The 14,397-nt window shown below is 49.7% G+C and carries 14 protein-coding genes; 13 read left to right on the top strand and 1 reads right to left on the bottom strand.

The features are described 5' to 3' along the window. Window positions 1-175: 175 nt before the first annotated feature. From ACF8D4_RS09855 to ACF8D4_RS09820, 8 genes are all read left to right on the top strand, one after another. Window positions 176-1,375, top strand: a complete 1,200-nt coding sequence (locus ACF8D4_RS09855; RefSeq protein ID WP_071237516.1) for a porin — start codon at window positions 176-178, stop codon at window positions 1,373-1,375. Between the two features lie 419 nt (window positions 1,376-1,794). Continuing rightward, the gene (locus ACF8D4_RS09850; RefSeq protein ID WP_107352925.1) at window positions 1,795-4,548 is read left to right on the top strand and encodes a TonB-dependent receptor; all 2,754 of its coding nucleotides are present in this window, start codon (window positions 1,795-1,797) and stop codon (window positions 4,546-4,548) included. A 674-nt stretch (window positions 4,549-5,222) separates the two neighbouring features. Further along, a complete protein-coding gene (locus ACF8D4_RS09845) occupies window positions 5,223-6,005 on the top strand; it encodes a DUF3450 domain-containing protein (protein ID WP_025011235.1) in 783 nt (260 codons plus the stop codon). After that, window positions 6,005-7,360, top strand: a complete 1,356-nt coding sequence (locus ACF8D4_RS09840; RefSeq protein WP_071237515.1) for a MotA/TolQ/ExbB proton channel family protein — start codon at window positions 6,005-6,007, stop codon at window positions 7,358-7,360. The genes ACF8D4_RS09845 and ACF8D4_RS09840 overlap by 1 nt, the downstream gene beginning before the upstream one ends. After that, complete coding sequence (locus tag ACF8D4_RS09835; RefSeq protein ID WP_081737208.1) at window positions 7,360-7,887, top strand: MotA/TolQ/ExbB proton channel family protein; 528 nt, start codon at window positions 7,360-7,362, stop codon at window positions 7,885-7,887. Before ACF8D4_RS09840 ends, ACF8D4_RS09835 begins: the two co-directional genes overlap by 1 nt. Window positions 7,888-7,900: 13 nt before the next feature. Then, entirely contained in the window at window positions 7,901-8,305 is a 405-nt protein-coding gene (locus ACF8D4_RS09830; RefSeq protein ID WP_025011238.1) for a biopolymer transporter ExbD, read from the top strand. Window position 8,306: 1 nt separating this feature from the next. Then, window positions 8,307-8,927, top strand: coding sequence for an energy transducer TonB (locus tag ACF8D4_RS09825; RefSeq protein ID WP_025887156.1), 621 nt, complete (start codon window positions 8,307-8,309; stop codon window positions 8,925-8,927). Window position 8,928: 1 nt separating this feature from the next. Further along, window positions 8,929-10,179, top strand: coding sequence for a lipopolysaccharide assembly protein LapB (locus ACF8D4_RS09820; protein ID WP_096142242.1), 1,251 nt, complete (start codon window positions 8,929-8,931; stop codon window positions 10,177-10,179). A gap of 49 nt (window positions 10,180-10,228) precedes the next feature. Here ACF8D4_RS09820 and ACF8D4_RS09815 read toward each other — a convergent pair whose 3' ends face one another. Then, window positions 10,229-10,738: a diguanylate cyclase domain-containing protein gene (locus ACF8D4_RS09815; RefSeq protein WP_208157231.1), complete on the bottom strand. Its 510-nt coding sequence runs from the start codon at window positions 10,736-10,738 to the stop codon at window positions 10,229-10,231. A gap of 79 nt (window positions 10,739-10,817) precedes the next feature. Between ACF8D4_RS09815 and ACF8D4_RS09810 the strand changes: the two genes are divergently transcribed. From ACF8D4_RS09810 to ACF8D4_RS09790, 5 genes are all read left to right on the top strand, one after another. Then, the gene (locus ACF8D4_RS09810; RefSeq protein ID WP_107353440.1) at window positions 10,818-12,653 is read left to right on the top strand and encodes a DUF885 family protein; all 1,836 of its coding nucleotides are present in this window, start codon (window positions 10,818-10,820) and stop codon (window positions 12,651-12,653) included. A 195-nt stretch (window positions 12,654-12,848) separates the two neighbouring features. After that, a complete protein-coding gene (locus ACF8D4_RS09805) occupies window positions 12,849-13,127 on the top strand; it encodes a peptidylprolyl isomerase (protein ID WP_025011243.1) in 279 nt (92 codons plus the stop codon). A 14-nt stretch (window positions 13,128-13,141) separates the two neighbouring features. Next, window positions 13,142-13,675 (top strand): GNAT family N-acetyltransferase, encoded by a 534-nt coding sequence (locus ACF8D4_RS09800; protein ID WP_025887157.1) that lies wholly within the window; start codon window positions 13,142-13,144, stop codon window positions 13,673-13,675. Window positions 13,676-13,762: 87 nt separating this feature from the next. Next, complete coding sequence (locus ACF8D4_RS09795; RefSeq protein WP_037437279.1) at window positions 13,763-13,984, top strand: RNA-binding S4 domain-containing protein; 222 nt, start codon at window positions 13,763-13,765, stop codon at window positions 13,982-13,984. Between the two features lie 16 nt (window positions 13,985-14,000). Then, the gene (locus ACF8D4_RS09790) at window positions 14,001-14,387 is read left to right on the top strand and encodes a ribonuclease E inhibitor RraB (protein ID WP_093983244.1); all 387 of its coding nucleotides are present in this window, start codon (window positions 14,001-14,003) and stop codon (window positions 14,385-14,387) included. Window positions 14,388-14,397: the final 10 nt, after the last annotated feature.

Raw genomic sequence — 14,397 nt, 5'->3', positions numbered from 1 at the left:
GTTTTATCGCTGGGTTTTATCGGTTCTTGTGGTTTTTTTTAAGGTAAAACTAATAAAAAATGTGATTTTTGTCTTTGCCGCTTTACTGACCTTTTGCTAATCTTCGCCACCCTTGGAAGGAAATAAAACAACGGAATGGGGTAGGCAGACTGAAAACACTTAAGGTTAACAGCAAATGAACAAGACTCTCATCGCATCCGTCCTGGCAGGACTCTTGGCCGTTCCATCGGTTCAAGCTATTGAAATCTACAAAGATCAAAAAAATGCAGTCTCTATCGGCGGTTTCGTTGATGCCCGAGTAATCAATACTCAGGGTGAAACGGAAGTCGTCAATGGTGCTTCCAGGATCAATTTTGGCTTTGAACGTGAGCTGACCCACGGCTGGAGTGCGTTTGTGATGCTTGAATGGGGGGTCAACCCATTCGGTAACAGCGATATTGTCTATAGCAGCAAGTTTGAATCAGTCCAGGATGATTTCTTCTACAATCGTCTTGGTTATGCGGGACTTTCTCACGACAAGTACGGCACCCTGACCATAGGTAAACAGTGGGGCGCCTGGTATGACGTGGTGTACAACACCAACTATGGCTTTGTGTGGGATGGTAACGCTGCCGGTGTCTATACCTACAATAAGGATGATGGTGCCATCAATGGTACCGGTCGTGGTGATAAGACGGTTCAGTATCGCAACAGCTTTGGCGATTTCAGTTTTGCCATCCAGACCCAGTTGAAGCACGATGACTTCCTGATGGATGAAAGTTCAGGTACCAACCCGTTCCCGCCAAGGGATCATGCGCCTGTTACCGGCACTGCTGCGACTGCCGGAACCGCCACCAAGGTGGAATTCAACAACACTTATGGCATTGCCTTGACCTATGCGGTCAGCAAAGATCTCAGCCTGATGGCCGGCTATAACTATGGTGAGTTTGAAGCGACCCGCGCAGATGGCAGTACTTTCTCCGAGTCTGACTATATCTATGGTGCAGGTATTACTTGGGGTGGTTGGGATAATCAAGGTTTGTATGCCGCTGCCAACGTCAACAAGAACGAGTTCCACGATACAGATAATCTGGGGCGTTTGATCCCTGAATCTTATGGTGTTGAAACTCTGGTTTCGTACCGCTTTGACAATGATATTCGTACCTTTGTCTCATACAACTTACTGAACGCCGGCGATGCTTACGAGCAGGCTTATGGTGGTGATGTGTTCAAGCGTCAGTTTGTGGTTATGGGTGTTCACTATATATGGGATGCCAATACCGTATTGTATGTTGAAGGCCGTAAAGACTTCTCTGATTTCAAGGGCGCCGAAGAGGCTGCTATGGAATTGTCTGAAGATGATGGCATTGCAATAGGTATTCGCTATACCCTCTGATCACAGATTAAGCTGTTCAAAAAAGCGCCGAAAGGCGCTTTTTTATTGGAAAAACACAAGTGCTCACACTCCTTTCCAGAAAGAGGTGTGTAACACATGTGTTACGTTTTTGGTGGGAAAAGGCATCGCGACAAACTCCCCTTACTTCAGGCTGTTACAAGTTATAACACTACCCCAAATACCTAATACCGCTGTGATAGCCGTTATATTCAAGCTCAGTGAAATAATACCTTCTCTCTTTTGTTGTTAATTTTATATGCAATATTAACGTTTCAAATGTTGATAAAATGTTTGTTATGTGATTTTATTTGCGTGAAATTGTTGCTGGTTAACTTATGTCTACCTGCAAACAACTAAAGGATCCGGGCAAAGCATTCGGATCCGTTACCAAGACACAAGATGTCGAAAGGGAGATAAGTATGTATAAGAATAATTCGTTAACCAACGCAGTGCGTCTGGCATTGGTTGGTGGTGTTGCAGCGACTGCTTTTAGCGCTCCAACCGTTTTGGCGGCCGAAGAGGGTGCTGACAATGTAGAGCGTATTCAGGTTACAGGCTCTCGCATCAAGCGCACCGATATGGAAACAGCAAGCCCTGTTAGCGTGATCGATGCTTCATCTATCATAGCGTCAGGTGCCGTTAACATTGATGACGTTCTGCAGAAAATGACCTCTGCCGGTGGCGCCATGACCAACGCCGGTATCAACAACGGCTCAGGCGGTAACTCTCGTATCAACCTGCGTGGTTTGGGTGACAACCGTACTCTGGTTCTGGTGAATGGTCGTCGTATGATTGCATCCGGTACCGGTGCAGCTTCTTCTGTTGACCTTAACACTATCCCAGTTTCCATGATCCAGCGTGTCGAAGTACTTAAAGATGGTGCTTCTGCCATTTATGGTACCGATGCGATTGCCGGTGTGGTTAACATCATTCTGAAAAGAGATTTCGACGGTTTTGAAATCAACGTTCAGACCGGTATTTCCGGAGAAGGCGATGCCGACGAGTCCAGCATCGACATGACTCTGGGTAACACCTTCGAGAAAGGTAATATCGTAGTAAATGCTCAGTACACCAAGCGCGGTGATGCCAGCCAGGCAGATCGCGATTTCTCCAACTGTCCGATTGCAGAGACAGGTCCAAAAGGGGACCGTAGCCTGTACTGTGGCGGTAGTAGCTACTCTCAAGGCGGCCATGTCTGGGGTGACAACAACTTTGGTATTGTTGGCTCAGGTCCAGATGGTGCTTATGCCATAGGTGACAAGGGCTACTATGGTGAATATGTTGATAACGGTGAAGGCAAGCCAAAGTTCCAGTACTTTGATGGCATGTCTGAGGCCGATCTGAGTGGCCTGGGTGGTACCTACCACGAGTTCGGTGATGCTGACAGATACAACTACGCCAAGGACAGCTATCTGTCGACGCCAATGGAGCGTTTGAACCTGTCCATGGCCGGTACTTATGAACTGACCGAATCTATTCGCTTCTTCACCGAAGCCATGTACTCCAAGCGTTGGTCCAATCAGCAGATGGCGCCTCAGCCAATCTGGAACGGTGATGCCTGGGTTTACAATCCAAAATCAGCCGGCGGCTGGATGACTGATGACCTGTTGCCTTGGGTTCAGCCAGGTGAAGAACTGGCTTATGGTCGTCGTATGGTTGAGTCCGGTACCCGTGACTTTGACCAGGTAGTAGACACCATACGTATCGTTGTTGGCCTGGAAGGTGAGTTTGAAAACGGCTGGACCTGGGATGCTTCTTATAACAAAGGTAAGAACGACTCAACCGATACTCTGGCTAACCTGCACAACTTAGGTTCTATCAACGCTGCGGTACTCGAAGGCACTTTCGATCCTTTCCTGCAATCTTCATGGGAAGGTGAAAGCATCAAGCCATACATCTATACCGAAGTGAACAGCGGTGGCAGTGAGTTGGATGTGATTGCAGCGACTCTGTCCGGCGATCTGTTTGAAATGCCTGCCGGTATGATGGGCTTTGCAGCGGGTTATGAGCACCGTAAAGAAGCGGCTCATTATACTCCGGATTCCCTGACTTCTCAGGGGCTGGCAAACGATCCTCGTGTTGAGCCAACTGCCGGTGATTTCAGCGTTAACGAATTCTACGCAGAATTGGCAATCCCACTGCTGAGCGAGCTGCCTTTGGCACAACAAGTGGATCTGAGTGCCGCTATGCGTTACTTCGACTACAGCACTTTCGGTGATGATACTACCTGGAAACTGGGTCTGACTTGGCGTGTATATGATGACCTGATGATCCGCGGTGGTATGTCTACAGCCTTCCGTGCACCAACTGTATATGAACTGTACGGTGGTAAGTCACCATCGTTCGAACAGATAGTTCACCCTGCCACCGATCAGGACCAGGCTGAAGTGACTGTTGGTGGTAACGAAATGCTGACCCCTGAAGAAGCTGATATCACTACTCTGGGTCTGGTGTATTCACCAAGCTTTGTAGAAGGTCTGTCTCTGACCGTCGATTACTATGACATCGAGATCTCCAACACTATTACTTCAGTTGACAACAACTATGTTGCCAACCAGTGTCTGGATGCCGGTGGCAACAAGATCAACACAGGCACTGCGCTGTGTCAGTCTTCCAACATCGAAATCGACAATAGTGGTCGTATCAAGTTCGACAACGGTCTGCAGAACATAGGTGCTACCAATACCTCTGGTTACGATATCAACGTTGCCTACGTATTCAATGCCTTCGGTCTGGACTGGAAAGCCGGCTGGGACAGCTCTATCCTGAGCGAGTATGAAGAGTTTGACCCGGATGGTAATGCGGTTGACTATCGTGGTTACATCACAGGTGGTGTGGGTGCTTATGCCAAGTTCAAGAGCAACCTGAACATCACTGCAGCCGGTGATGACTGGACTGTCACTTATGAAGCCCGCTATATAGACGGTATGGATTCATTTGCTTGTAAGAACGACGATGGCAGCTGCTACGCGCCTTCAGTTGACAGTGTGGTTTACCATGACCTGTCGGGTTCTTACGATATCACCGACCGCATCCGCGTATCCGGTGGTGTCAACAACCTGTTCGACAAAGAGCCTCCATACTACACAGGTAACAACGACTCGAATACCGACCCTTATACCTATGATATGTTGGGCCGCTACTTCTTCGTTCGTGCCAGCATGAAGTTCTAATGGCAGATTTCATCTTTGGATGAATTAAATCAGCTTCATTGAATGAAACCCCGGGATACTTTCCGGGGTTTTTACTTTTTAAACTCTCTATATAAGTAAGACATAGTCGCAAATTGACAAAACACTATTGCGTAACAACTGGAGTCGACCCGGGCTGCCAATTGATTTCATGGCAAGAGAGCAGGGGAGACGGCTTTGTGGTTAAACCGCTTTCCCAAGGACAGTAATCACTTGGAAAAAGTGTATTGCCATCGCTCGACAGAATTGAATTCTTTCAAGATTGATAAAACATAACGCACCGACTTATGCTTTTTAATTATATAAATCATAAGGTTAAATATTAGTTAGTGCTGTTTTTACCGTTATTCACCGTTCAAGAAGATGGCTGACAATTGATCACTAAATGTAAAAAAAAGCCATTGATGATTAATCACACAGTTAGCCTTAGTTTCCAGCGTTTTCGTCTCATTTCAAATGTTGACACAGGTCAACATTTTGTGAAATGATGCCAGCGGGTCTATGCCTTCAGGGGCATAGGAAAGGGAAGATAAAAAACTAACAATCACAAGAGAAAGACATACTTGATAGCACCACCTGCCGTTGAAATAGGGATATTCGGGGCACTGTTGCTGAAAAGTTAAACCTTTTTAATCACTTCAAATTGGTTGGGAACTATGTCCAAGGTAAGCAATAGAACAAAAATCGCTTCTGCGCTTGTTGGCGCGCTGGCACTCGCCAGCAGCAACTTAGTCGTTGCAGATCCTCTTACCGACGCGCAACAAGCCGCGGGTCGTCTGCAGTCAGACGCCGTTGCGTCACAGAAGAAGATCGATAAGTATTTTGACCAGGCTCAAGATATGCTTTTCGAATATTCCGCCGTTGCTGACGAGCGTGAATCTCTCAAAGCCTACAATGATTATCTGGCTGGACTGGTCGCTGATCAGGAAGCCACAATGAAATCCATTCAGGACGATATCAATGGCGTAGACAAACTGCGTCAGGGTGTTGTTCCTTTGATGTTTAAGATGGTTGATGCACTGGAGCAATTCGTGGCTCTGGATCTGCCATTCAAATCTGAAGACCGTGCACAGCGCGTTAAAAACCTCAAAGACCTGCTTAACACTGCCGAAGTGACTCTGGCTGAAAAGTTTCGTCTGATCCTGGATGCTTACAGCATCGAGCGTGAATACGGCAGCTTTGTTGACGTTGAAACCGGTAAGCTGAATCTTGATGGTAAAGAAGTGCTGGTTGATTTCTTCCGCTTGGGCCGCGTAGCTCTGTACGCTCAGAGCCTGGACCAGAAGACTGCCTGGATGTACAACCCTGAAACCAAGGGCTGGGATAAGCTGGATGACAGCTACCTGCGTGACATCACCAAGGGTATTCGTATCGCCCGTAAACAAGGGGCTCTGGATCTGTTCGCACTACCAATTCCAGCTGCGGAGGCTGCACAATAATGAAAAAGCTAATCACTACCGCCGTCGTTGCTGCCAGTTTTTCACTGTCTGCCGGTATGGCCAGTGCCGCCGAGGCGCCTAAGACGATTGACCAACTGCTGCAGCAAGTTAAAGTTGAGCGTGCCGCTCAAGGTAAAATCAACGCCAAGCGTGAGAAAGAGTTCCAAGCCGAGCGTGGCGACAAGGCTGCTCTGCTGAAACGTGAAAAAGATGCGCTGGCTGCTGAAACTCAGCGTGGTAAAGACCTGAACCAGGCCTTCCTCGATAACGAGCGTAAGATTGCTCAGCTCGAAGAAGATCTGAAAACCGCTCAGGGTGACCTGGGTGAAATGTTTGGTGTGGTTAAAGGTGAAGCAGGCGATTTCGCCGGCAAGCTGATCAACTCCAACGTCAGTGCTCAATATCCAGGACGTGACAAGTTCGTTCAAGACCTGGGTGCCCGTAAGCAACTGCCTAAGATTGAAGAACTGGAGCGCTTCTGGGAAGAGCAACTGTTCGAAATGGCCGAGTCTGGCAAAGTGGTTAAGTTCGAAGGTTCTGTAACCGACATTGATGGTAACGTGAAAAACACCACCATCTACCGTATCGGTGCCTTTAACCTGTTGGCTGACAACAAGTACGTGGTTCTGAACCACGAGCTGGGTTTGATCCAGGAGCTGTCACAGCAGCCTGAAGGTTATCAGGTTAAGCCTATCGCCGACTTCGAAAAGACCACTTCAGGTACAGCCAAGCTGTATGTTGACCCTGCCCGCGGTACTCTGCTGAACATCTTCACTCAGAAGGCCAGCTTCCAAGACCGTATCGAGGCCGGTGGTACCATTGGTTACATCATCATTGCCTTGCTGGCTCTGGGTCTGCTGATCTCTCTGGAGCGTCTGGTTACTCTGACTGTTATCGGTGCCCGTGTTAAGTCTCAGGCCAAGAATGTTGCCAACCCAGGTAACAACGCTCTGGGCCGTGTACTGAAAGTGTACCAAGAGAACAAAGATGTTGACGTTGAGACTCTGGAGTTGAAACTGGATGAAGCCATCCTGAAAGAAACACCAGCGCTGGAAACACGTATCTCCATCATCAAAGTATTGGCGGCTATCGCTCCTATGATGGGTCTGCTGGGTACCGTAACCGGTATGATTGCAACCTTCCAGAGCATCCAGCTGTTCGGTACTGGCGATCCAAAACTGATGGCCGGTGGTATCTCTATGGCACTGGTTACTACAGTACAGGGTCTGATCGCGGCTCTGCCACTGATGTTGTGTCATGCCATCGTTGTGGCTCGCAGTAAGTCTATTGTTCAAATCCTTGAAGAGCAAAGTGCCGGTATCATTGCTGAACACGCAGAGAAGAGGGCTGACTAATGATGCTATACCTGATGGACATTTGGGATTCCGTCAGGGGCTTCATGGCCTCCGGAGGCGACGTCCTCTGGCTTGTTGCGGCGGTGCTGTTTCTCATGTGGGTATTGATGCTTGAAAGATTCTGGTATCTGAACTGGGTATCACCAAAGAATCATAAAGACATTATTGCCGCATGGAATGCCAGGGAGGAAACGACTTCCTGGTATGCACACCGTATCCGTGAAGCTTGGGTATCCCAAGCGAAGCAAGATATGAATGCACGTATGCTGATCATCAAAACACTGGTAGCCATCTGCCCTATGATAGGTCTGCTGGGTACAGTGACAGGTATGATTTCAGTGTTCGATGTTATGGCAGTTCAGGGGACGAGTAATGCTCGTCTGATGGCAGCTGGTATTTCTATGGCCACTATGCCAACTATGGCTGGTATGGTCGCGGCATTGTCCGGGGTGTTCTTTAGCACTCGTTTGGACGCCAAGATGAAAATCAGCTTGGAAAAGCTGAAAGACAGCCTGCCACACCACTAGAGAGAGATTGAACATGGCACGTAAGAAGCATTCCAGTGTAGAAGAGGAAGCACAGATCGATATGACCCCGATGCTCGACATCGTGTTCATCATGCTGATCTTCTTCATTGTGACCACCTCGTTTGTGAAGCCATCCGGTTTGGACTACAACAAACCCAAGGCGTCCACAGCGACTTCAAAACCTTCGGCGAACATCTTTATCGGCGTCAGTAAAACCGGCGTGATCATGATGGAAAACCGTCAGGTTGATATTGAACGAGTAACCGCTAACGTAGAACGTATGTTGGCGGAGGCACCAGAAGCCGCCGTTCTGATCCAGGCAGACAAAGAAGCCCAACACGGCTTGGTTGTTAAGGTACTGGATCAGGTGAAGGCTGCTGGTATTGATAAGGTCTCGGTATCTGCGGGGAACGACTGATATGTTAAGAGCACTAGTATCTATCATTATTGGTGCTGCTGTGACTTTTGGTCTGTTCTGGTTTATGGCATTCCTGGTCGGAGGTGGCGCACAACGCGGCGACACCTCAGCCGAAACGCCAGTTATCGAGATCACAATGGACAAGCAGGATTCGAAGGCACAGAAGAAACCAAGGGTGACACCTAAGCCCCCCCCACCACCAGAGCAGCCACCGAAGCCAGCGGAAACGCCACCGGATAGCTCTTCTGATATTGATACCAATATGTCATTCAATATGGGTGGAGTAGAAGCAGGCGGTCCAAGCACAGGCTTTAAGCTGGGCAACATGATGACCCGTGACGGTGATGCAACACCTATCGTGCGGATTGAACCTCAGTATCCCATTGCTGCGGCGCGTGACGGTAAAGAAGGTTGGGTACAACTTCGCTTTACCATCAACGAACTCGGTGGTGTTGATGATGTTGAAGTTATCCAGGCTGAACCGAGAAGGATCTTTGATCGTGAAGCGGTTCGTGCACTGAAGAAGTGGAAGTACAAGCCGAAGATTGTTGACGGTAAGCCGATGAAGCAACCCGGTATGACAGTTCAGCTGGACTTCACCCTGAACCAAGGAGACAGATAAGATGCAAAAAGTGAATAAGCTTGCTGCAGCCATGCTGTTGACTTTGACAGGCAGTGCAGTGCTGCTGGCCCCAATCGCCCAGGCCGCTGAGAAGTGTCCTATCGACCAGCGTCAGGCCAAGGCTGTGGGTCAAACTGCTGCCAAAAAGGTGCAGAGATCCTTTGAAGCCTATCAGGACGGTAATCTGGACGAAGCAATCGCCGTATTGCTGGAAGCCAATGCCCGTAACGACTTCGACAAGGCCTATATCGCCCGTATGTTGGGTAACTTCTACGCTGAAAAAGGTCAGATGGGCACCTCCATCAAGTACCTGAAGCAGGCGGTAGAAGCCGATATCCTCGGCGGAACCGACCACAGTGCAACGCTGAAGTTGTATGCGGATCTGCTGCTGCAGGAGAAGAAGTTTAAAGAAGCTATCACCTACTATAACAAGTGGATGGACTTCTCCTGTAAGCAAGATCCTGTGGTCTACCGTCGTATCGGTATTGCCTATACAGAATTGAAAGACTATCCAAACGTGCTGAAAACAGCGGACAAAGGTTTGTCACTGGCGGAAAAGCCTGACAAGAACCTTTACCAGCTTAAGTTCCAGGCTTACTTCAACCTCAAGCAGTACAAGAAAGCGGTTGGTGTTCTGGAAACTATGGTACCCCTGTTTCAGGACGATAAGCGTCTTTGGGTTCAGTTGGCTCAGCTCTATCTGCTGACCGAGGACTTCGACAAGGCAACAGTGACTTACGATCTGGCCTATCAGAACGGTTTCCTGGAAACCGCTGATAACATCACTCGTTTGTCGCAACTGTTGGCGTCCAAAGGTTCGGCTTATCGCGGCGCTGTGATTTTCGAGAAGCATATGAAACAAGGGCTTATCGAAAAGAATGAGAAAAACCTGTCTATGTTGGCCGGTTTCTTCCACAACGCCAAGGAGCTGAAGAAGGCCGCGGCCTATTATGGTCAAGCAGCTGCTGCCGGTAACGATGGCAAGCTGTATCTGAAACAAGGCCGTCTGCTGGCCTTGGATCAGCAGTTCAAGGAAGCGATTCCGGTATTCAAGCAAGCACTGGATGCCGGACTGCAAAACCCAGGCGAAGCTCAGTTTGAGCTGGCACTGGCCTACTTGAACCTGAAAGACTATAAGTCGGCTTACCGCCGTGCCGAATTGGCCTCCAAGGATTCCAAGACTGCACGTAGCGCCACCAGCTACCTGTCATACATAAAAGAGAAAGCGCGGATCCACAACGTTTCGCTCTAATGTGATGTCAGTGAAAAGCCCCGCAAGGGGCTTTTTTATTGTCTGAGTGTCAATGAACTTCCTTGACCCTTGAAAGGGCGCTGTCCTGCTCTTCCAACTGATGGCTCAAGGTTTCGACGTCAATAAACAGGGTTTCGGGTTTCAATTCTTTGTTGGGTAAGCAAATACAGGCCGCCAGGCGATAATCGAGCCGAAGATGATGAAACTTGCTGTACTCTTCGCTGAAGGCCTTGAGCTTTTCATTAATTCGCTCAATCACTTTCTCTGTCCCCATTTTATCGACGTTGAACAGACCAAGGGCGAACAGATGGTGGTTCATGCGCCCCAATAGATCTGTATTGCGCAGTAAGGCTTCCTGCACCTGTTTGGCAAAGAATTCCAGCAGGTGAGGTTGGTTAACTGTTTCATGTATGTGAGGGCAAAGATACAATAGCGCCAGACTCTGGTGATCTCGCAGATGGCGATACCATTCACGGTGAAAGACTTCCATAAAATAGGTCCGGTTATAGACCGCGGTTTCCGGATCCCTGAAACCCGAGTTACTGAAGGAATAAATCATGGGTTGGCTCCGAGCTAGTGACTGCTACAAGTATAGTTAACCAATCCATCTACTGAGTTGTGACAGGAGAATAACGACAATGAAAAAAGGGTTTTTGCTGTGCTCTATTATTTTGGCGTTGAGCGCTTGCTCCAAAGAGGAGAGCACTTTAGTGACTCAGCCACAGGCGGAGCAACAGCCCGCTGCGGCAATGGCACAAACGGCAGAGCAGGCTTATCTCGCCATGGTGGATCAGTTCTTCAAGGACTACCTCAAGCTTGAGCCCATCTATGCTACCTTTGTTGGGGTCAATGATTATAACGATACCTTCGGTGGCGACCTCTCCGAGGCTTACCTCAAACAGCGCCATGAACTCAATAGCCGCTACGCCGCCCAGGCCAAGACCATAGATAGACAAGCCTTGCCCGAACAGTTGCAACTCAGTTACGACATGTTTGTCTATGACAGGGACATGGCGCTGGTGGATGAAACCTTCCCCAGCCGTTTTATGCCAATAAGCCAGTTCTACAGCACAGTGATTACCATGGTGCAGCTTGGCAGCGGTGAGAGCGCCCAGCCTTTCAATACCCCGCAGGATTACGCCAACTGGCAGCAAAGGGTGAAAGGTTTTGTCAAATGGACTGAGCTGGCGAAACAGCGTATGGATGAGGGCATTGCCAGCAAGGTTGTGCTGCCACGGGTATTGGTCGAGCGGCTTATCCCTCAGTTGCAGGCGCAGTTGGTGGACACACCTCAAGACAGTATCTTCTACGCCCCGGTGACCAAGATGCCCGAGAGCTTCAATGCCGCCGAGCGTGCCTTGATTGAGCAGGAATATCAACAGATGATCAGCCAAGAGTTGCTGCCGGCTATCGCCTCACTCAAGCAATATTTTGAGCAAACCTATCTGCCAGCCTCGCGGGCCACTGACGGTTGGTGGGCGCTGCCTAACGGTAAAGTCTGGTATCAACATCTGGCCAATGCCCATACCACAACCACTATGGCGGTGGACGATATTCATCAAATCGGCCTCAAGGAAGTGGCGCGGATCCTCGATGAGATGGACAAGGTGCGCCAGCAAGTGGGTTTTGAAGGTGATCTCAAGGCCTTCTTTGCTTCACTGTCATCCGAGCCAGAGTACTTCTTCAGTGACAAGCAGGGCTTAATTGACGGCTATATGGTGCTCAAGGACAAGATCAATGCCGTACTGCCCGGCTACTTCAATGTGATGCCCAAGGCCGACTATGTAGTTAAGCCGGTTGAAAGCTTCCGTGAAAAATCGGCCGCCGGAGCCTCCTATGAAGCACCGGCCGTCGATGGCAGTCGTCCAGGGGTGTTTTACATCAACACCTATAACCTGAAAGCTCAGCCCAAGTGGGGCATGACCACTTTGTCATTGCATGAAGCGGCGCCGGGTCACCACTTCCAAATAGCCATCAAGCAAGAGCTGCAGGGCGTGCCTGAGTTCCAGCGTTTCAGCGGTTACACCGCCTTTGAAGAGGGCTGGGCCCTCTATGCCGAATATCTTGGAATAGAGATGGGGCTGTTTGAAGACCCATACCAGTATTTCGGCAAGCTCTCGGATGAAATGCTGCGGGCGATGCGTCTGGTGGTGGATACCGGCCTGCATGCCAAGGGCTGGAGCCGTGAACAGGCGATTCAGTATATGAAAGACAACTCTCCGCTGGCAGAAAGCGACATTATCGCCGAGGTGGAGCGCTATATGGCAATTCCTGGTCAGGCGCTGTCTTATAAAGTCGGTCAGCTGAAGATCCTGGAGCTTAGAGCCCGGGCCGAGAAAGCCCTGGGGAACGACTTCGATCTCAAGGCCTTCCACGATCAAATTCTCACCACGGGTTCCTTACCCATGGCGGTGATGGAAGCCAAGATAGATCTCTGGATAGAAAAACAGCTGAAGCAGAAAGCATCAGCCTGAGACCAGACTTAAGTCGAGTCTTTGATAAGCAAACTAAAAACGCCGCCATCAGACGGCGTTTTTCATTTTCAACTCAAGGCTTGCCATTATTGTTGTGTCAGTTAACTTCTGACACAGAATGATATTATACTGGCTGGGTTTGTTCGGTGAACCACCGAAAAAGGCCACTTGGCCAAGATTACTGAGGAGCAAATTATGGTGCAGGCAACAGCAAGACATCTACTGGTAAAGACCGAAGAGGAATGTGCCAGCTTGAAACAACAGATTATTGATGGCGCCGATTTTGCCGAGCTGGCCCGTAAACATTCCGCCTGCCCTTCAGGAGCCCAAGGCGGTGAGCTGGGCTCTTTCGGCCCGGGTATGATGGTGCGTGAGTTTGATGAAGTGGTATTCAGCGCGCCGCTTAATGAAGTACAGGGGCCGGTCAAAACCGCTTTTGGTTTTCACCTGCTTGAAGTTACCAGTCGCGATTAGCACGGGTTAAGCAAGTGATAGAAATCTATACCGATAGACTCAGGCTCAGGACTCTGACGGCGCAAGATTGGCCGGCATTTCTGGCGCTGCATTGCGATCCTGAGGTGGGCCGCTTTGTACGTGAGCCGGAGCCGCAGGAGCAGATTAAAGCCAAGTTTGAGCAGCGAAGCCAGCCTTGGCGTTACGAGTCCGGGGATTGGCTGACGCTGGTGATTGAAGAACTGGGCAGCGACTGCTTTGTCGGCTTGACCGGCTTTTACTGTGTCGATCCTGAGCTGGCGCAGGCCGAGGTAGGTTACCTGTTGCATCCGGATATGCAAGGGAAGGGCTATGCCACAGAGTCGCTGCGCGGGGTAATAGATTGGGGCTGTTTGAGCTTCAATATTCACAAGTTCATCGGTCACTGCGCCAATGACAATTTGGCTTCGGCCAAGGTCATGGAGAAATGTGGCTTCGAGCTTGAGGGAATATTGCGGCACAACTTCCGTATCGGCGATCTTTGGGTGGATGACAGGGCCTATGGCCTGCTCAGCGATGAGCGTCGTTGACTTCTCTCCCCCAAGCGGATGCTTGCTGCTATAATCCGCCCCAAATCGAGTTAATTCCAGCAAGGCAAGGTCACAGTGACACAGAAAATGAGCGAATTCACCCTCAATAGCGGCGATGAGTATATTGAGCTTTATAAGGTGCTGAAGGCAGAAGGCATGACCAGTGCCGGCGCCGAGGCCAAGCATGCAATTGCCGAAGGGCTGGTGCTGGTCAATAACGAGGTTGAAACCCGCAAGCGCAAGAAACTGCTGCCGGGCGATCTGGTCAGCTTCAACGGCGAAACGGTTAAAATAGTGGCGGCGCAATAAGCGCAAGGGGAACAGAATGCAATTTCCAGATGATGACAACGGCAAGATGCTGCAGGCAATGCAGGAGTCGGGTATCGACTTGAGCAAGCCTTTGGATGTGGACTTTTTCCTGGTGTTTGATGATCAGCGCGACGCTGAATCGGCATTGGAAGACCTGAGTCAATCCGGGCAGGCAGGCGAAGTTGAGCTGCAGTTCAACGAAGAGATTGAAAAGTGGGAGCTGATTGTCTGCATCAATATGGTGCCCGAGTATCAGGCTTTGGTGGCGCGCGAAACTGAGCTGAACAGCTTTGCTGCCGAGTTTGACGGCATGACAGATGGCTGGGGCGTGATGCAGCATCAGGACGGCGATGACGAGTTTGCCGATGATGACCACGAGTGTGATGAGCACTGCCACCACTGAAGATAAGTGA

It is taken from the genome of Shewanella sp. YQ_9 (genome assembly GCF_043103185.1).
In the GTDB taxonomy this organism is placed as follows: Bacteria; Pseudomonadota; Gammaproteobacteria; order Enterobacterales; family Shewanellaceae; genus Shewanella; species Shewanella algae.
The sequence above is the reverse complement of the archived record's forward strand: the minus strand, read 5'-3'. Positions and strand labels throughout refer to the sequence as shown.